This is a genomic window from Lysobacter sp. KACC 24251, from assembly GCF_057747755.1.
On the sequence record NZ_CM173222.1, the window covers coordinates 331,720 to 348,617 of the forward strand.

Below are 16,898 nucleotides of genomic sequence, written 5' to 3' on the forward strand. Positions count from 1 at the left end.
TCGCCGCAAGAACCGTTGTGAGGCGCTCCCTAGCCATGGTGGGCTTGGCGCCTAACAATTCATTCAAGCCGAAGCCGCTTCGCGGCTCGGCTTAATTCAGGCGTTAGGCCCATATGAAACATCCTCAGCACCGGCGATCAATCTGGCTAGGCTCGCTTGCCGCGGTGCTGGCACCGTCCTTGTGCTTCTTAGTGCCAGAGATGTTCCGCTTGGCCGACCGCGGCTCCATCGGCTACTTGATTGGCAACAGCGCTATTTTTCTCACTGTGGCAGTCCCGGTTTCGTTCTTAGCAATGCTTTGCTTCGGTCTTCCTTACGTGCTCTGGCTCCGGTTCCGTGGCTCTCTCAGCGCCATCGCAGTCTGCGCCGGATCTACCGTTATAGGCATGGCTGCCTTCTCGCTCCTCACTTGGGCGCTTTCGTTGAATCAGCAGCCACCTGGGGCACTTCAGATTGGCTGGGGCGCAGGTTTGGGGCTTGTGGCTGGGGTCGCTTTCTCCCTCGCTGCGGGCCTAACAATTCGTTCAAGCCGAAGCCCAATCGCTACGCGCTTGGGCTCGGCTTAACTCAGGCGTTAGGGCCCATGGACACATTGACGTGACGGTCAAAATACTAGCCGCTCTTCTGCTTGTGCTTCTTGCCGGTTGCGGCGAGTCCGGTAGCGATCCCAAAGGGCCTTTTCAGGCATACCTGATGTTGCAGGACAGCTCAGGAGCGGTGCGCGATTTCCACTTGGGCGGATACAACAGCCTTGAAGACTGCGTTGAGCTGCTAGAGTTCGAGGTAAGCGCCTACGAGCAAGAGTACGGCCGCAAGTTCTACACAAACGCCGAGATAGATTATGGCGGACACAAATCTGACGAGCTGTTTGTGGAGCATCTAATCGTTGGGGCTCGGTGCGTTGAGAGGGGCTGAGGCTTGGGCCCTAACAATTCATTCAAGCCGAACTTGCTTCGCTACACCAACAACATGGCAGGTAAAGCTTGCCATGTTGTCGGCTACGCTACGCAAGGCGGCTTAACTGAGGCGTTAGGCCTTGTAATGGAGTCTTCAGCAAATGGATAGAGAGCAAGTCGAGACCGCCGCTGATGTCCTGATGGACGTTGAGCGCGCGAACAAACCTGCCAAAGCAACGCAGCAGGCGGTTCCGCATCACCAACGCTCGACCGGCATTGGCGCTCTTGTCGGCTTTGGTCTGGGCATGGTTGTTGGCGGATTGTTCCTTGAGAGCACATTTCCCGCATCCCTCATCGGAACCGTGCTCGGCGCGCTAGCGGGTCGCTACCTTGGCTCCCGCCTTGCGCGGCCCACGGCCTAACAGTTCATTCAAGCCGAAGTTGCTTCGCAACTCGGCTTAATTCAAGCGTTAGGCCGAATGAGCATAAAGTCGCTAGCCCTCATTGTTTTGACGGCGCTCGCAATAGCCAATGGCATCGCTACCCAATATCCAGACCCGTACCATCCGTCTGAGGCGGCCAGCGCCGTGTTCGTAGTTCTCTTCGCCTTGGCCACATTCGCTTGGTTCCGTGCGGACGCAATCCAACGCTCGTATCGGCGCTCTCCTTTTCTCAACGTCGCAGTGTTTGGCTTGGCTGCGGTTGCCTTGCCCTACTATCTCGTAAGGTCCCGCGGCTGGAGGCGCGGCCTGATTGCCACTCTTGGGGCGATTGGGGTCTTTGTTGCGGTGTGTCTTGTATCTGGGTTGAGCGCCGTTGCCACTGCATGGGTTCAGGGTTCATGGTCGTAGCAGCCGGTCTGTGGCCTAACAGTTCATTCAAGCCGAAGTTGCTTCGCAACTCGGCTTAATTCAGGCGTTAGACTCGATTCCGACCCGTTTTCACTCCCGTCGAGGATTGACCATGTCAGTTGCCGAGGGTAAACGCCCCTTGCGTCGGGCCGGTGGTGGGGCCAAGTACGGAGCCGCCGGCGTTGCGGCGATTCTGCTCGCCGCGATTCCTCTAGTGCTGGTGGTCGGCGCGCTGCGCGATCCCACCGAGAGCCTGCACGGCATGCTCGGCTCGGCCCTCTGGACCACCTTTGGGCCGCACTTCGTGCTGCTAAGCCTGCTCGCGCTCGGAATCGGGATCTACGCCTTCCAACGCGCGCCGCGGCGGCTTGCAATCCTTGCGCTCACGCTAGCCAGCTGCGCCACTCTCGGATCGGTGTTCATCACTTGGCAAATCGTCTCGGCGACGCGCGTGGCGGGAGGGGCGGTCAGCCCGCTCGCTGGCCTATTCCTCCAGCCTATGACGGTCGGTGGTCCGGATGAGACGGTCACGGTTGCTACGGTGGACGGCCGGCCCCTGCGGGCAGCGATATACCGCCCGCACCTCTCCGGGGGCCTGGCGCCGGTGCTCCTCTACGTGCACGGGGGCGGCTTCATGACCGGCTCTGTCACGGAGACGGACGCCGATCTGCGATGGTTCGCGGATAAGGGCTGGCTGGTGGTGAGCGTCGATTATCGGCTCTTTCCCGAAGGCGCTCCGACTTGGGATCTAGCGCCTGCCGATGTCGCGTGCGCGGCTGCGTGGCTAGGCACGCACGCCTCGCACTTCGGCGGCGATATTGGACGGCTCGCCTACCTGGGCGATTCGGCCGGGGGCAATCTCGCCATCAACCTCGCGTACGCGGCTGCCAGCGGCGACGTGCGCAGCAACTGCGGCGCAGTGCCCACAGGCAGCGCGGTCGTGGTGCAGTACCCGGCCGTCGATCCACTGGCGATCTACGAACACGGCTACCCGGTTCGTGGCTTCGAGCCGCGAATGCTCGTCAGTGGGTATCTGGGCGGGTCACCGCACGCGCTGCCTGAGCGGGTGCGGGCCGTCAGCTCCCATACCCATCTCCATGGTCACGCACCGCCGACGCTGATTCTCGCCCCGGAGAAGGACGGACTCGTCCCGGCGTGGTCCGTGATCCGCTTCGCCCACTCCGCGCGGAAGTCGGGGATCGACGTGGAACTCGTGCGGATCCCGTTCGCTAACCACGTCTACAACCAGCTCGCCGCGAATTCGCTCGGCAACCAGGCACGGAGATCCATCACCGTGCGTTTCCTGGCCGAGCGCGGTCTGGCGCCCCGCGGCGAACGCTGAGCACCAAGCGATCACTGCTCCCGGCAAATCAGTGGATGAGCTACCGGTTTGAGCAGTTGCTTGACGGCTGGCTTCGATGGACCCAATAGGTGGGGGCGTCTGGTTCTTTCGCCTACCGGAAGCACTCTGGGTCATACGACCACTCGGAGCGCGGATACTTCGTCAGGGACCCTCAATGACGCGAGGATACGGTTCGTATCTCGGTCTCCTCAACCCTGGAGGCTACTCTGCGTCGCCAACCCGGAACAGCAGAGCAGCGAGGAGGGAGACGTTGGTGCTGATACGAGAACCGACATCTTATGCGCAGCACCGTTCACTTCCGCCGCCGCGCCGCCACCCGCGTCGGCAACTGCAACCCCGCCTTGACCACGTCGAACACCATCCGCGTCTCATAGCGACGGATGGTGCCTTCGTCCACGAACAGCCGTTCGGCGACCTCGCGGCAGTGCGCCAGGCTGGTGGTGGCGAGGATCACCAGGTAATCCCAATCGCCGGCCAGCACATAGCACTGCTGCACCTCGGGCGCGGCGCGCATGCGCGCGGTGAACGCGGCGTGGCGTTTGGCGCCTTCGCGTTCCATCGCCACCAGCACCGAGGCGAGAGTGACGCTGGGCAGCTGGCGCGCGTCCAGCACCCCAACCTGCCGCAGCAGGCCGCTGGCGCGGTAGCGGGTGATGCGCCGTTGCACGGCGCTGGCCGACAGGCCCACCGACTCGCCCAGTGCGGTCAGGGTGGTATCGGTGTTGCGCTGTAGCAGCTCCAGTAGACGATGGTCGAACTCGTCGAGCGACGGTGGCTGGTTCATGCAAAATTCTTGCGCGATGGCGCATGAATTTTCAACCGGCGTGCGCGGGCAGCGGCTACGCTGACTCCACTCGTCGCCTGTCTGGCGCCGGAGCCCGGTCCGCAGGAGTGACCGGCCCGGCGGGCCGGGCGTGCGCGGAATTCCAGGTGCGGGTTGCTGGGCGGTCGGGTCCGCCGGCGACACCACCTCCGATCCAGACCCTTTCCGAGCGTCCTTCCCGCATGAGCACCGCCGTTTCCGCCCACTCCGCTTCGGCCGCCGCCATCGCCATCGCGCTGGCGTCCGTCTACATCCTGTGGGGTTCCACCTACCTTGCGATCCGCTTCGCGCTTGAGAGCTACCCGCCGTTCCTGCTCGGCGCCATCCGCATGGCCCTGGCTGGCGCAGTCATGTATGCAGTGCTGCGCGCACGCGGCGAGACACGCCCCACCGCCAAGCAGTGGCGCACGCTGTGGGTGCTGTCGATCTGGATGGTGCTGCTGTCCAACGGCCTGGTGAACCTCGCCGAGACCGAGGTCGGCTCGGGGCTCGCGGCCATCGCGGTGGCGTCGATGCCGTTGTTCGCCGGCGTGTTCGCGATGTTGCGCGGGCGCCATCCGTCGAAGATCGAGTGGGTCGGCCTGGTGGTGGGCTTCCTCGGCGTCATCTGGCTCAACGCGGGCAGCGCGCTGTCGTCGTCGACGCTGGGGCTTGTGTGCCTGGTGATAGCGCCCATCGCTTGGGCATGGGGCTCGATCTGGAGCCGCGACCAGGACCTGCCCGGTCCCTTCATGTCGGCCGCGGGGCAGATGCTCACCGGCAGCGTATGGATGTTGCTGGCGGCGCTGGTCACTGGCGAGCGCTTCGACGGCATGCCCTCGGGCGGCGCCACGGCTGCGTTGCTGTACCTGGTGGTGGCGGGTTCGATCTTCGGCTTCACCGCCTATATCTGGCTGCTGCACCACGTGCGGCCCGCGCTCGCCACCAGCTACGCCTACGTCAATCCGCCCATCGCGGTGCTATTCGGCGCGCTGCTGGCAGGCGAACGGTTCACCTCGCACGACATCGGGGCGATGGCGGTGATCCTGGCCGGCGTGGTGATCATCACCCTGGCCAAAGCGCGCGCGGCCAAGCCCGCGGAACCGCCGGCCGAATCCGAGCCCGCGGCATGAGCCCCGGCACTCCCATCGACCGCGCCGGCTTGTGGGGCGCGGTGGCCTCGTTCGTGCTGTGGGGGCTGATGCCGCTGTACTGGCATCTGCTCAAGGCGGTGCCGTCGCTGCAGATCGTGCTGCACCGGGTGGTGTGGAGCGCGCTGCTGGTGGCGCTGTGGCTGGTGGTGAAGCAGGGCGGGGGCTGGTGGCGCAAGGTGAAGGCGCGGCCGCGTGCCGCGGCGATGCTGGGGGTTACCAGCGTGCTGATCACCTTCAACTGGGGCCTGTACATCTGGGCGGTGAATGCCGGCCACGTGATCGAAGGCAGCCTGGGCTATTACATCAACCCGCTGGTCAACGTGGTGCTGGGCGTGCTGCTGCTGCGCGAGCGGCTCAACGCGATGCAGTGGGTGGCGGTGGGCCTCGCCGGCGCGGGCGTGTTGTGGTTGACCGTGGCGCTGGGCCAGGTGCCGTGGATCGCGTTGGGGTTGGCGTTTTCTTTCGCGGCGTATGGCCTGCTGCGCAAGATCCTGGCGGTGGACGCGGTGATTGGGCTGGGCGTGGAAGGCGCGTACCTGTTCCTCCCGGCGCTGGCCGCGCTGGTGTGGCTGGAGGCGTCCGGGCAGGGCCACTTCCTGTCCGGTTGGGGCCTGGGCATAGACCTGCTGCTGGTGCTGGCGGGCGCGTTGACCGCGCTGCCGCTGATCGGCTTCGCCTTCGCCGTACGCCGCGTGCCGTACACGGTGGTTGGCATGCTGCAATACATTGCCCCGACGTTGCAGCTGCTGATTGGCGCGCTGGTATTCGGCGAGGCATTCCCGCGCGAGCGGATGCTCGGCTTTGCGCTGATCTGGGTAGGGTTGGCGGTGTTTGCGGTTGATGGCTGGCGCCAGTCGCGACGTCGCGTGTCCGTGCCTGCAACGCCCATGGAACGGTAACGCGCACTGACAGCGTATGGCTTGATCCTCAGGTGGCCCGAAGGGCCTCCGTCACCGGAATCCGCGCCGCCCGCAGCGCCGGCATCAACCCGCCGAGAAAGCCGATCAGCAGCGCCCACGCCAGCCCCTGCACCAGCAGCGCGGGCGTCACCGCGAAATTGAACGCCACCTGGGTGAACGAGCCCGGGCTGAGCGTGGACACGCTGTAGCCGTTGAACAACAGGTAGGCCAGCAACGCACCCAGCATGCCACCTGCCACCGCCAGCACCAATGCCTCGGCCATCACCGAGGCGATCACCGCCAGGCGACCAAATCCGAGTGCGCGCAGCGTGCCGATCTCCCGGGTGCGTGCCGACACCGCGGAGTACATGGTGTTGAGTGCGCCAAACAACGCACCGATCGCCATGATCACGGTGATGACGTTGGTCAGCAGGCGGATCAGGAAGGTCAGCGTTTCGGACTGCTTGCTGAAGTACTCCAGCTCCGGCTCCACATCGACCGTGAGCTGCGGATCGTTCTTCAGCCGTTCGCGGAATCCATCGAAGGCCGCCAGGCTGGTCATCTGCGCCAGCACCGAGGAGTAGCCGCTGCGGTCGAAGGCGTTCTGCACCGATTCGGTGTCGGCCCACAGTTCCGACTCGTGGCCGTCGCCGTCGGACTCGAACACGCCGACGATGCGCCAGTCCGAGCCTTTGAAGCGCAGGGTGCGTCCGACGTCCAGTCCGTCGAACTGGCGTTGTGCGGCCACGCCCACCAGCAGTTCCTGCAATCCGGGACGGAAGCGCCGTCCCTGCACCAGCGACAGTTCGGGGCGCAGTTCGAAGGCGTTGGGCTCCACGCCGCGCAGGGTCACGTTGGTGCCGCCGCTCTCTCCCTTGCGCGCCACCTCGGTGATCACGATGATCTCCCCGGACGCAAGCGGCAAGCCGTCACGACCACGGGCGATGGCCGGGTCCTGCTTGATCAGGGTGACCAGCGCGCGGTCGAGGAAGCTGGACAGTTCCGCGGTGCTGCCGCCACGCAGCACCACGGCGCGGTCCATGCGCCCGGTGGTGCCGAGGGTGCGGGTAAGGCCGGCGGACATCGACAGCATCGCCACCAGCACCGCGACCACGCCGGCGATACCCACCACGATCACCAGCGAGGCGCCCCAACGTTGCGGGATGCTCTGCAGGTTCATCAGCACGATCTCGCGGATCTGCCGGAGCGCGTTCTGCTGGCGGCCGCTCATCGTTGCCGTCCCGAAAGGTCCGTGCCGTGACTGCGGGCGTGGATTGCGCAAGCGTCGTGAATGCCCATGTCAGCGTCCCGCCAGCGCATCGACGATCTTCAGCCGCATCGCGCGCAGCGCGGGCGGCAGGCCGACGGCGGCGGTCAGCACCAGCACCGCGGCGGTCACGAACAGCCACACCCGGCGGTCGGGCTGCAGCGGCGGGAATTCGGGGGGCAGGTGCGCGGTGATCACCGCCGCCAGCCCCATGCCCAGCGCGGCGCCCAGTGCGCAGAGCAACAGCGCCTCGGCCAGCACCAGCCACAGCACGGTGCGGTCGGTGAAGCCCAGGCACTTGAGCACCGCCAGCTCGGGGATGCGCTCGCGCACTGCCTGGCTCATGGTGAAGCCGGTCAGGATCAGGATGGTGAAGAACACCGCGCCGGAGATGGCGTTCATGATGAAGCCGATGTCGCCGAACTGACGCAGGAACCCGAGCTGGAAGTCCTGCTCGTTCTGGGTCTTGGTCTCGTCGGCGGAGTTGGCGAAGCGACGGTCGATCTCCGCCGCTACGCGGGGCGAATCCAGCGGATCGGCCACGCGCACGATGAACACGCCGGCCAGCCCCTTAGCGCGCTCGCTGCGCGCCTCGTCGAACTGCCCGTAGTGCAGGTACATGATGCCCGCCTGCTCCTGCCACTTGGCATCGCGGCCATCGAAGATGCCGACGATGCGCCACTCCCAGATCCGGCTGCCGTCGGCCTTGGTCCAGATGAAGCTGTTGAGCGGCACGATGTCGCCGAGCTTCCAGTCATACTTGTCGGCGAGGTTGCGGCCGACGATGGCACCGTCCTGGGTGGAGACGAACGCGCGCCACTGGTCCTCGGGCATGACCCATTCGGGATAGGTGTCGCGCAGGCGCTGCGGGATCACCGCGAATTGCGGGAAGCCGGCGCGCTCGTCGCGGTACTGGCCACCGAAGAACTGCGAGGTGGCCACGCGCTCCACGCCCGGCACCGCTTCCAGCTGCGGCAGCATGCGCATCGGCAGAGGCTGGGTGAAGCTGGTCTTGGCCTGCACGATCAGCCGGTTGGCGCCGAGGAAGTCCGCGCCGGAATTGAACAGCGAGTTCACCGCCTGCAGCAGCCCCAGCAGCAGGAACGCCGCGGTCAGCGAGGCGAGGGTGAAGCCGGTCCGCGTCTTCTTGCGGAACAGCGAGCCCCACACCAGTGGCAGGTATTTGCGCACCATGGCTCAGTGCGAGCCTGCCGCCGGCTCATCGACCAGGGTGCCCTTGTCCAGGTGCACGGTGTGCTTGGCGTAGTCGGCCGCCTTGGGGTCGTGGGTCACCATCACGATGGTCTTGCCGAACTCGCGGTTTAGTTGCTGCAGCAGCGTGAGCACCTCGTCGGCGGTCTTGCGGTCCAGATCGCCGGTGGGTTCATCGCAGATCAGCAGCAGCGGGTCGGAGACCAGCGCACGGGCAATGGCCACGCGCTGCTGCTGGCCGCCGGAAAGCTCGTTGGGCTTGTGCCGGGCGCGATCGCCGAGCCCTACCAGCTCCAGCGCCACGGAGGCTCTGCGCGCGCGTTCGGCGGCGCCCATGTCGGTGAGCAGCAGCGGGAGCTCAACGTTCTTCTGCGCGGTCAGCACCGGCATCAGGTTGTAGCTCTGGAAGATGAAGCCCACGGTTTCGGCGCGCCAGGCAGCCAGTGCGTCGCCGTCGAGGTCGTCGATGGCCACGCCATCCACGCGCAGGTCGCCATCGGTGGGCGAGTCCAGCCCGCCGATCAAGTTGAGGAGGGTGGTCTTGCCCGAGCCCGACGGCCCCATCAGCGCGACGAAGTCGCCGTGCGGGATGTCGAGGTTGATGTGGTGCAGCACCTCGATACGCTGCTTGCCGCGCTCGTAGGTTTTGGTCAGGTCGCGGATCTGTACCAGCGGGCGCGCATCCATGGGTTCACCGCTTGTCCGCGGCGGTGGTCACGCGCTGGCCCTCGCGCAGCTTGGCGGGGTCCAGCGCCACCGCCTCCTCGGGCTTGAGCCCGGCGACGACATGGCGGTCGGCGTCGCGCACTTCGGCCAACTGCACCTCGCGACGCGTGGCCTTGCCGTCGGCCACGACGAAGACATACCCGCTCTTGGCCCGTTCGGCGGCCTTTGGATCGGTTCCATCCGGCAGGACGATGGCTTTGGCCGGGATCCACACGCCCACCGGCTTGGGCGTGTTGGCGCCGGCCTTCTCCAGGAAGCTCACGCGTACGCCCATGTCAGGCACGATGCGCGGGTCCTTCTGTGCCAGCGCGATGCGCACCTTGACCGTGGCCTTGGTGCGGTCGGCGGTGGGGATGATGGCGATGACTTCGCCGGGGATGCGCCAGTCGGGGTAGGCATTGAGCACCGCTTCGATGGGCATGCCCGGTTGCACGCGGCCGATGTAGGCCTCGTTGACGTCGACCTGCACTTCCAGCGAATCCATGTCGACGATGGTGCCGATGCCGGTGCGGGTGAACCCGCCGCCGGCGGAGATGGGGGACACGATCTCGCCCGGTTGCGCCGCCTTGGCGGTGACCACGCCGGCGAATGGTGCGCGCACCACGGTGTTGTCGACACCGATCTCGGCGACCTGCAGCTGGCGGCCGGCGACGCTGGTGTTGCGCTGCACGCTGGCCAGTTGCGCGCGCAGGGCATCGCGCTGGGCGATGGCCTGGTCGTACTGCGCGCGCGAGACCAGCTTGTCGCGCACCAGCGATTGCAGGCGCGCCGCCTGTGCTTCCGCCTCGCGCAACTGTGCCTGCACCTGCGCGGCCTGGCTGCGCGCGGCGGCCAGTTGCGCACCGGCCAGTTCGCGCTGGGCATCGGCGTCCAGCGGATCCAGCCGCGCCAGTACCTGGCCTTCCTCGACCTTCTGGCCTTCCTCGATCAGCACCTCGCGCACCTTGCCGGTGACCTTGGAGGAGACCGTGGCGATGCGCCGCGCGACGATGTAGCCGGACGCATCCAGCACCGAGGCATTGGCCGGGTCGGCAGCATCAAGGGCGGGCGCGGTGTCCACCGGCACGGGGCGGTTCATGCCCATCACCACGAACAATCCGAGCAGGACGGCGACACCGCCGGCGAACCAAGGCCATTTCCGGCGCTTGGTGCCCTTGGCGCCCGGGCGACGTTCAATGCGCAACTGCTCCAGCATATCTTGCGGACGGTTCATGCGGTCATCCGTTACAGGCATGGCGTGCAGTGTGACGGTGATCGCGGGCCGCCGCCAACCTGCCGGAAGTCAACTCGTCCGGTCCAAGGCGTTCGAGGACGTCACCCCGGTGGTGCCCTCAGGCCTGCGCCTTCAACAGGGCATACGCCGCGCGCAGACCCTGTGCCTCGCCACCCGCCGGACGGCCCGGGCGGTCGGCATCGTTCCAGCTGTACACGTCCAGGTGCGCCCACTTCAGCCCCGCGGGCACGAAGCGCTCCAGGTACAGCGCGGCGGTGACGCTGCCGGCCATCTTCGACGGGCCGCCGTTGGCGATGTCGGCAATGCCGCTGGTGAGGTAGCGCCAGTACGGACGCCACAGCGGCATGCGCCACAGCGGGTCGCGCAGCTGCACGCCGGCGTCGAGCCACTGCTGGGCGAGCGCGTCGTCGTTGCTGAACAGCGCCGGCAGGTCCGGGCCCAGCGCGATGCGCGCCGCGCCGGTGAGCGTGGCGAAGTCCAGGATCAGCGCGGGCTTCTGCTCGCCCGCATAGGTCAGCGCATCGCACAGCACCACGCGGCCCTCGGCGTCGGTGTTGTCGATCTCCACGCTGAGGCCGGCGCGCGTGGCGATCACTTCGCCCGGGCGGTAGCTGTTGGGGCCCACCGCGTTCTCTACCGCCGGCACCAGCAGGGTCAGGTGCAGCGGCAGCTTGCGCGCCATCACCAGCTCGGCCAGCGCGATGGCATGCGCGGCGCCGCCCATGTCCTTCTTCATGTTGCGCATGCCGTCGGCGGGCTTGAGGTCCAGGCCGCCGGTGTCGAAGCACACGCCCTTGCCGACGATGGCCACGTGCGGGTGCGCGGCATCGCCCCAGGTCAGCGCGATCAGGCGCGGCGCGCGGTGGCTGGCACGGCCGACGGCGTGGATTGCAGGGAAGTTCTTGGCCAGCAGGTCGTCGCCGCTGATGACTTCGATGCGCGCACCGTGGCGCTCGGCAATCTCGCAGGCCACCTGTTCCAACTGGTCGGGGCCCATGTGCTCGGTGGGTGTGTTGATCAGGTCGCGCGTGCGTAGGCAGGCGGCGAGCACGTCGGTCAGCTCGGCGGTGTCACCGTCCAGCACCAGTTGCGCGGGCTGGCGCAGCGGCTGCTTGTAGCGGTTGAAGCGGTAGCTGCCCAGGCCCCAGCCCAGCTGCAGCGCGGCGCGTTGTTCGGGGACCAGCGGGGACGCCAGCGCCCATGCGCGTGCGGGCAGCGCGGTCGGGGCGTGGCCGTAGGAATACGGGTCCAGCGCATCGCCCACGCCGATCACCGCTCCGGCCATCTGGCCGTCCGCGCCGGGCAGGGTCAGCGCGCTGCCGGCGCAGCCGTCGAAACCCTGCGCCTGCGTCCACGCCGCGACGTGCGCGGGCTGCGCATCGCGCCAGGCGGCGAAGTCGGCGCGGCTGACCACGTGCAGCGGCAGGGCGGAGGCGGAGGCGTCGGTGAAACCGGTGGGCAGGGGCATGGGGTCAGCTCGTGGGGTGGGTCGCGTCCAGCCAGTCGGCCAGCGCGGCGAGGTTGGTGAATTGCAGGTCGGGCTGGATGTCGCGGCGCGGCCAGGTGCGACGCTCGCGGTTGATCCAGCAGGTGCGCAGGCCAGCGCGATGCGCGCCGATGACGTCGGCTTCCGGGTCATCGCCGACGTGCAGCACGTGCATCGGCGCGACGTCCAACTGCGCGCAGGCGGCGTGGAAGATGCAGGGCGACGGCTTGGCCCTGCCGTGCTCGCGCGCGCCCAGCTGGAAGCGGAACAGGTGCATCAGGCCGATGCGCTGCAGGTCGGCGTTGCCGTTGCTGATCGCCGCAAGCGGAACGCGCGCAGCGAGGCGGTCGAGGGCAGGCACGCTGTCGCCGTAGTGCTTCACGTCGCAGCGGCCGGCGAAGTAGGCCTCGTAGGCGGCGGGCATCAGGGCGATGTCATCTCCCGCCTCGGCCAGCATGCGTTCCAGCATCCACTGCCGCTGCACGGTCATGTCGTGCGACAGGTGCGGGCGCTCCAGATCGACCTGTTCGCGCAGCTTGCGGCGCTTGGCTTGCGGCCAGCGGGCGAAGCTGCGCGGGGCGTGCGCCTTCATCCACGCGTCCAGTTGCTCCTCCGCGCGGTTGATCGCGGGGCCGATGGGCCACAGCGTGTCGTCGAGGTCGAGGGTGATGGCGCGGACGGGGAAGCTCACCCCGCCATTTTACCCCGCGGCTTCACGCGCTGGCGGAACGTGGCATTACCCGTGGCGGTCGCTCGCGTTCACTTCAGGGTGGCGCAACGTACGGTGAGACCGCGCCACCCCTCACTCGAGCAGCCGGGCCCAGCCGTCCAGGCCTTCGATCCGCTCCAGCACCAGCTTCACGCAGACCAGCAGCGGCACCGCCAGCAGCAGGCCGATGATGCCCCACAGCCAGCCGCATACCATCAGCGCGAGGATCAGCATCAGCGGCGAGATGGCCATGCGCTTGCCTAGCACGATGGGCGTGATGATCTGGCCCTCCAGCGTGTGCAGCAGCAGGTAGATCGCCGCCGGCGCCAGCGACTGCAGCGGCTCGTCGAAGCTGACGAAGCCCATCAGCAGCATCACGATGATGCCGATCAGTGGACCCACGTACGGCGCGAAGTTCAGCAGTGCGGCCATCGTGCCCCACATCAGCGCCTCCGGCGTGTCCACGCCCAGCATCACCAGCGCGCCGGCGAACACCAGGCCGACCACGATGTTGATCACGGTGATGGTCAGCACGTAGCGGGAGATCTCGCGCTCGATCGATTGCAGGATCTCCACCGTCAGTTTCTGTTGCTGCCGACCGGGCAGCAGTGCGAGCGCCTTTTTCTGCAGGTTGGCGCCGTAAACCATGAAGAAGAAGGTGAGCAGCACCACCGCCAGCACCGAGGCGGCCAGGCGCGGCGTGGTCGTCAGGACCTTGTAGGGGTCGTTGGCCTCGGTCTTCACCACCTGTACCGGCTTGGTGGTGCTCTCGCCACCGGCCGCGCGGGCGATGTTCTCGGCGGCCTTGTTGGCCTCCTGCACTGGCTTGACCATGCGCTGCAGCTTGGGGGCCACGCTGCGCATCTCGCGCGGCACCTCGCGCATCCAGTCGCCCACCGGCTCCACCAGCTGGCTGCCCAGCAGCACGGTGATGGCGATGCCGCCGCACAACACCGCCAGCGCGCCGATGAAACGCGGGACGTACAGCCGCTGCAGCCCGCGGATGATCGGGTTGCCGACCAGGGCGAAGAACATCGCCAACAGGATCGGCAGTACCAGCCCCTGGGTGGCCCACAGGGTGAAACCCACGCCCAGCGTGGCCAGCACCATGGCGGCGGTGCTGGAGCGTGGGCGCGGCGGAAGCTCGGCGTGCGCGGCGGGGGGCGCGCTGGCGGAGCCGTCGTCGCGGCCGGTGGCAGGAGGCGCGGCGGGGGTGGATGCGGCAGGAGGCGAAGGGGGCATGGCGGTCGGCTGGAGATCAGGCATCGGGATGGTCGGGATCCGAGCCGGAGGAGGCCGCGGGAACTGGGGTGGGGGGCGCCACGGCCGCTGCCGCATGACTGGCCTCGCTGGCGGCCTCATCGGCACTCGCCGCCGCCACCTGCGCGCTGCCGCTGGCCAGCAGGCCCGACAGCGCCGTCACCATCTGCAGCCATTGCCCGCCATTGCCGGCCGCGCGCAGCGGCCGGGCGCGACCGACGAAGAAGCCACTCACCAGCCCTGCCACGACGATGCGCCCGGGCGTCCATGCGGACAGCCACGACGCCTTGATGTGCCGCACGTGCGCCACCACCGCGCGCTCGCGCGCTTCCAGCGCGTCCTCGGCCTGGTGCACCTTCTCGATGAGCTGCTCGAATCCCATGGGCGTGCCTCAGGGCGGAGTGATATCCACGCCGCGGTTGTCCTTCACCGGTTCGCCGGCGGGAGTTTCCGGTGGCGCGGCCTCGGTGGCGTGCCGGGTGGACTGCGGGGAGCCAGGGTCCGGGGTGAAGTCGGCCAGTTCACCGATGCCCAGTCGCGCCAGTTGCCGGCGCGTCGCCTTCAACCGGGTGTGTTCGAAGTAGCGGATCGCGCTCCACACGCCGAAACCGGTGATCGCAAGGCTGATCGCCGCGCTCAGCAGCAGCGACAGCGTCCATGGCCAACCCAGGCCATTGCTGAGGAAGACGATCATCGCCGCCATCAGCAGCAGCCACGCCGACGCGCCGAAGGCGATGGCCACCCCGGTGAACGCCAGCGCGCGGCCGAATGCGCTGCGCGCCAGCGAAATATCCGCCAGCACCAGCGTGCGGAACGCCTTGGCCGCATCGACCGACGCCTTCAGCGTGGCCTTGCCGGCGTCGCCGACGTCGCGCAGCGACTCCCTCAGGTCGGGCGCGGGTCCCGTCCCGGGGTCATTGGGCGTGGTGCGGTCATCCCCCATCCCGCTGGCGCCCATGGCTTACTTGTCGCCGCTGCGGGCCAGCTTGGCGATGATCCAGCCCGCGGCGAAGGCCACGCCGAACGAGGCCAGGGGGCGCTCGCGGATCAGTTCGGCGGCGCTTTCAATCAGGTCGCGGCCCTTGTCCATCAGGGCGTCGACCTGCTCGCGTGCGGCGCCGCCGGCTTCTTCGGCCGCAGCGATGCCCGCCAGGGCGCTGTCCGCCAGGTCCGCCTTGACGTTGGCCTTGCCCACCTTCAGCTCCGCGCCCGCCGCGCTGGCGGCTTCCTTGAGTGCACTGCCGGCATCGACCGCGGCCTGGCGCAACTGGCCGCCGGCCTCGCCGAGGTTGGACTTCATCGAATCGGTTGCGTTCGGGCTCATCCTTACCGCTCCTTATGGGGTGGGGTCAGCGCATCGGGAGGTCGCCGCGTTGGTTGCCTCGCACGACGCGCAGCACCAACTGTGCCGGGGCGCGTGTGAAGCCCGCGCGGAAGCCCGGCAGGTCGTCGAACTCGCCGGTGCTGGCCGCGACGATCCGGTCGCCGGCCTGCAGGCCATTCTGCGCCGCGCGGCTGCCGCGGGCCACCGCCTCCACCAGCACGCCGCCTTCGCCGGCCTGGCGCAGGCGCTCGGGCAGCTCGGCGAAGGTGGCGCCGGCCAGCCGCTCGTCCAACTCGGCGCCCGGCAGCGCGCGCGGCTGCTCGCGCAACGTGGTCGCCAGCTTCAGCGGCTTGCCGTCGCGCAGCACGTCAAGCGTCACCCGGCTGCCCACCGCCTGCAGCCCTTCGAAGTTGCGCAGCGCGTCGCGACCGTCCACCCGCTCGCCGTTGGCGGCGATGATGACGTCGCCGGCGCGCAGGCCCGCGGTCGCCGCCGCGCTGCCACCAAACACCCGCGTCACCACCGCCCCGCGCGCATCGGCCACGCCCAGGCCGGCGGCCAGGCGCGCATCCAGGTCCTGCGTCTCCAGCCCCAGCGTGCCGCGGCGCACCTCGCCGGTGGCCACCAGCTGGTTCATCACGTTGCGCACCAGGCTGGTCGGGATCGCGAAACTGAGGCCGATGTTGCCGGCCATGCTGCCGCGCGGGTTGAAGCTGGCGGTGTTGATGCCGACCAGCTCGCCGTTGAGGTTGACCAGCGCGCCGCCGGAGTTGCCCGGGTTGATGGAGGCATCGGTCTGGATGAAGTTCTGGAAGCCCAAGCCGCGCAGGCCGCTGCGGCCGATGGCGGAGACGATGCCCGAGGTCACCGTCTGGCCGATGCCGAACGGGTTGCCCACGGCGACCACGAAGTCGCCCACGCGCAGCGCGTTGGAGTCGCCCAGCGGCAGCGCCTGCAGTTTGTCGGCCGGAATGCGCATCACCGCGATGTCGGTGTCGGCGTCGGAGCCGATGAAGTCGGCCTTGAGCGTGCGCCCGTCCGACAGGGTCACCGACACCGCGTCGGCACCTTCGATCACGTGGTGGTTGGTCAGCACCAGCCCGCGTTGCGCGTCGACGATGACGCCCGAGCCCAGCGACTCGTTGATCCGTTCCTGGGTCAGCTCGGGGAACATGCGGCGGAAGATCGGGTCGCTGCCGAACGGGCTGACCCGCACCCGCTGCTTGGTGTGCACGCTGACCACCGCCGGGGTGACCCGGGCCAGCATCGGCGCCAGCGAGGGCAGCGTCTGGCTGCCCACCGCGGCCGGCAGCGCGGCGGTCATCGGCGTGGTCGCGGCCGGCAATGGCGCGGCCTGGGCCGGGGTGCGCAGGCCTTCGCGGATGGCGGTGGCGGCGAAACCGCCGAAGGCGGCGGCAAGGGACAGGGCGAGCAGCGTCTTGGTCGAAGTCTTCATCGGCGTTGCATCGGTTGGGGGCGGGCCGCACGGAGCGCGAGGCCCCACCATAAGCGGTTGGCGTTCAGTTTCGAATCGGGTGCTGCAATCGGGGCTGAAGGCCGGCGGTTCAAGCCGGCTGCGTGGCGATGGTGCGGGGGCGCGCGGTTGGGTCGCCGGTAGCGAGCTTCCGGCAACCGCGCTGCTTCTGTGATGCGGCGCACCACGCCGCCGTCGGATGGGAAATTGCGCCATCCCGTTGCAGCCCGCGCCGTGACTG

The 16,898-nt window shown here is 68.0% G+C and carries 17 protein-coding genes; 5 read left to right on the forward strand and 12 right to left on the reverse strand.

Annotated elements, in window-relative coordinates; genetic code table 11:
- Positions 1–597 precede the first annotated feature (597 nt).
- The 3 genes from AC3ARF_RS01500 to AC3ARF_RS01510 all read left to right on the forward strand — a co-directional run bounded on the left by AC3ARF_RS01500 (position 598) and on the right by AC3ARF_RS01510 (position 3,089).
- Positions 598–915 carry a hypothetical protein gene (locus tag AC3ARF_RS01500; protein ID WP_498929644.1) on the forward strand — a complete coding sequence of 106 codons (318 nt, stop codon included), beginning with the start codon at positions 598–600 and terminating at the stop codon, positions 913–915.
- Between the two features lie 142 nt (positions 916–1,057).
- Positions 1,058–1,318: a hypothetical protein gene (locus AC3ARF_RS01505; RefSeq protein WP_498929646.1), complete on the forward strand. Its 261-nt coding sequence runs from the start codon at positions 1,058–1,060 to the stop codon at positions 1,316–1,318.
- 541 nt (positions 1,319–1,859) lie between these two features.
- Positions 1,860–3,089 (forward strand): alpha/beta hydrolase, encoded by a 1,230-nt coding sequence (locus AC3ARF_RS01510; RefSeq protein ID WP_498929648.1) that lies wholly within the window; start codon positions 1,860–1,862, stop codon positions 3,087–3,089.
- A gap of 313 nt (positions 3,090–3,402) precedes the next feature.
- On the opposite strand, the gene AC3ARF_RS01515 is transcribed toward AC3ARF_RS01510, so the two are convergent.
- A complete protein-coding gene (locus AC3ARF_RS01515; RefSeq protein WP_498929650.1) occupies positions 3,403–3,894 on the reverse strand; it encodes an Lrp/AsnC family transcriptional regulator in 492 nt (163 codons plus the stop codon).
- A gap of 221 nt (positions 3,895–4,115) precedes the next feature.
- Here AC3ARF_RS01515 and yedA point away from each other — a divergent pair, with 221 nt between their 5' ends.
- Together yedA and rarD are read left to right on the forward strand one after the other, a co-directional pair.
- Complete coding sequence (gene yedA / locus AC3ARF_RS01520; RefSeq protein ID WP_498929653.1) at positions 4,116–5,045, forward strand: drug/metabolite exporter YedA; 930 nt, start codon at positions 4,116–4,118, stop codon at positions 5,043–5,045.
- Positions 5,042–5,965 (forward strand): EamA family transporter RarD, encoded by a 924-nt coding sequence (gene rarD / locus AC3ARF_RS01525; RefSeq protein ID WP_498929655.1) that lies wholly within the window; start codon positions 5,042–5,044, stop codon positions 5,963–5,965. The genes yedA and rarD overlap by 4 nt, the downstream gene beginning before the upstream one ends.
- A 28-nt stretch (positions 5,966–5,993) precedes the next feature.
- Here the strand turns inward: rarD and AC3ARF_RS01530 are convergent, their stop codons facing one another.
- From AC3ARF_RS01530 to AC3ARF_RS01580, 11 genes are all read right to left on the reverse strand, one after another.
- Positions 5,994–7,196, reverse strand: coding sequence for an ABC transporter permease (locus AC3ARF_RS01530; RefSeq protein WP_498929656.1), 1,203 nt, complete (start codon positions 7,194–7,196; stop codon positions 5,994–5,996).
- A 69-nt stretch (positions 7,197–7,265) separates the two neighbouring features.
- Positions 7,266–8,426 (reverse strand): ABC transporter permease, encoded by a 1,161-nt coding sequence (locus AC3ARF_RS01535; RefSeq protein WP_498929658.1) that lies wholly within the window; start codon positions 8,424–8,426, stop codon positions 7,266–7,268.
- Positions 8,427–8,429: 3 nt separating this feature from the next.
- Positions 8,430–9,131 carry an ABC transporter ATP-binding protein gene (locus AC3ARF_RS01540; RefSeq protein ID WP_498929660.1) on the reverse strand — a complete coding sequence of 234 codons (702 nt, stop codon included), beginning with the start codon at positions 9,129–9,131 and terminating at the stop codon, positions 8,430–8,432.
- A 4-nt stretch (positions 9,132–9,135) separates the two neighbouring features.
- The gene (locus AC3ARF_RS01545) at positions 9,136–10,383 is read right to left on the reverse strand and encodes an efflux RND transporter periplasmic adaptor subunit (protein ID WP_498929662.1); all 1,248 of its coding nucleotides are present in this window, start codon (positions 10,381–10,383) and stop codon (positions 9,136–9,138) included.
- A gap of 118 nt (positions 10,384–10,501) precedes the next feature.
- A complete protein-coding gene (locus AC3ARF_RS01550) occupies positions 10,502–11,872 on the reverse strand; it encodes a leucyl aminopeptidase family protein (RefSeq protein WP_498929664.1) in 1,371 nt (456 codons plus the stop codon).
- Positions 11,873–11,876: 4 nt separating this feature from the next.
- Entirely contained in the window at positions 11,877–12,581 is a 705-nt protein-coding gene (locus tag AC3ARF_RS01555) for an HAD family hydrolase (RefSeq protein WP_498929667.1), read from the reverse strand.
- Between the two features lie 111 nt (positions 12,582–12,692).
- Positions 12,693–13,841 (reverse strand): AI-2E family transporter, encoded by a 1,149-nt coding sequence (locus AC3ARF_RS01560; RefSeq protein WP_498929669.1) that lies wholly within the window; start codon positions 13,839–13,841, stop codon positions 12,693–12,695.
- A 16-nt stretch (positions 13,842–13,857) separates the two neighbouring features.
- The gene (locus AC3ARF_RS01565) at positions 13,858–14,241 is read right to left on the reverse strand and encodes a hypothetical protein (protein WP_498929671.1); all 384 of its coding nucleotides are present in this window, start codon (positions 14,239–14,241) and stop codon (positions 13,858–13,860) included.
- Positions 14,242–14,250: 9 nt separating this feature from the next.
- The gene (locus AC3ARF_RS01570; protein WP_498929672.1) at positions 14,251–14,817 is read right to left on the reverse strand and encodes a phage holin family protein; all 567 of its coding nucleotides are present in this window, start codon (positions 14,815–14,817) and stop codon (positions 14,251–14,253) included.
- 3 nt (positions 14,818–14,820) lie between these two features.
- Positions 14,821–15,183 (reverse strand): hypothetical protein, encoded by a 363-nt coding sequence (locus tag AC3ARF_RS01575; RefSeq protein ID WP_498929674.1) that lies wholly within the window; start codon positions 15,181–15,183, stop codon positions 14,821–14,823.
- A gap of 25 nt (positions 15,184–15,208) precedes the next feature.
- Positions 15,209–16,639, reverse strand: a complete 1,431-nt coding sequence (locus AC3ARF_RS01580) for a Do family serine endopeptidase (RefSeq protein WP_498929676.1) — start codon at positions 16,637–16,639, stop codon at positions 15,209–15,211.
- Positions 16,640–16,898: the final 259 nt, after the last annotated feature.

Coding starts and splice junctions, on each gene's coding strand:
- AC3ARF_RS01505 (WP_498929646.1), top strand. CDS start 1,058: ATGGATAGAGAGCAAGTCGAGACCGCCGCTGATGTCCTGATGGACGTT.
- AC3ARF_RS01510 (WP_498929648.1), top strand. CDS start 1,860: ATGTCAGTTGCCGAGGGTAAACGCCCCTTGCGTCGGGCCGGTGGTGGG.
- AC3ARF_RS01515 (WP_498929650.1), bottom strand. CDS start 3,894: ATGAACCAGCCACCGTCGCTCGACGAGTTCGACCATCGTCTACTGGAG.
- yedA (WP_498929653.1), top strand. CDS start 4,116: ATGAGCACCGCCGTTTCCGCCCACTCCGCTTCGGCCGCCGCCATCGCC.
- rarD (WP_498929655.1), top strand. CDS start 5,042: ATGAGCCCCGGCACTCCCATCGACCGCGCCGGCTTGTGGGGCGCGGTG.
- AC3ARF_RS01530 (WP_498929656.1), bottom strand. CDS start 7,196: ATGAGCGGCCGCCAGCAGAACGCGCTCCGGCAGATCCGCGAGATCGTG.
- AC3ARF_RS01535 (WP_498929658.1), bottom strand. CDS start 8,426: ATGGTGCGCAAATACCTGCCACTGGTGTGGGGCTCGCTGTTCCGCAAG.
- AC3ARF_RS01540 (WP_498929660.1), bottom strand. CDS start 9,131: ATGGATGCGCGCCCGCTGGTACAGATCCGCGACCTGACCAAAACCTAC.
- AC3ARF_RS01545 (WP_498929662.1), bottom strand. CDS start 10,383: ATGAACCGTCCGCAAGATATGCTGGAGCAGTTGCGCATTGAACGTCGC.
- AC3ARF_RS01550 (WP_498929664.1), bottom strand. CDS start 11,872: ATGCCCCTGCCCACCGGTTTCACCGACGCCTCCGCCTCCGCCCTGCCG.
- AC3ARF_RS01560 (WP_498929669.1), bottom strand. CDS start 13,841: ATGCCCCCTTCGCCTCCTGCCGCATCCACCCCCGCCGCGCCTCCTGCC.
- AC3ARF_RS01565 (WP_498929671.1), bottom strand. CDS start 14,241: ATGGGATTCGAGCAGCTCATCGAGAAGGTGCACCAGGCCGAGGACGCG.
- AC3ARF_RS01570 (WP_498929672.1), bottom strand. CDS start 14,817: ATGGGCGCCAGCGGGATGGGGGATGACCGCACCACGCCCAATGACCCC.
- AC3ARF_RS01575 (WP_498929674.1), bottom strand. CDS start 15,183: ATGAGCCCGAACGCAACCGATTCGATGAAGTCCAACCTCGGCGAGGCC.
- AC3ARF_RS01580 (WP_498929676.1), bottom strand. CDS start 16,639: ATGAAGACTTCGACCAAGACGCTGCTCGCCCTGTCCCTTGCCGCCGCC.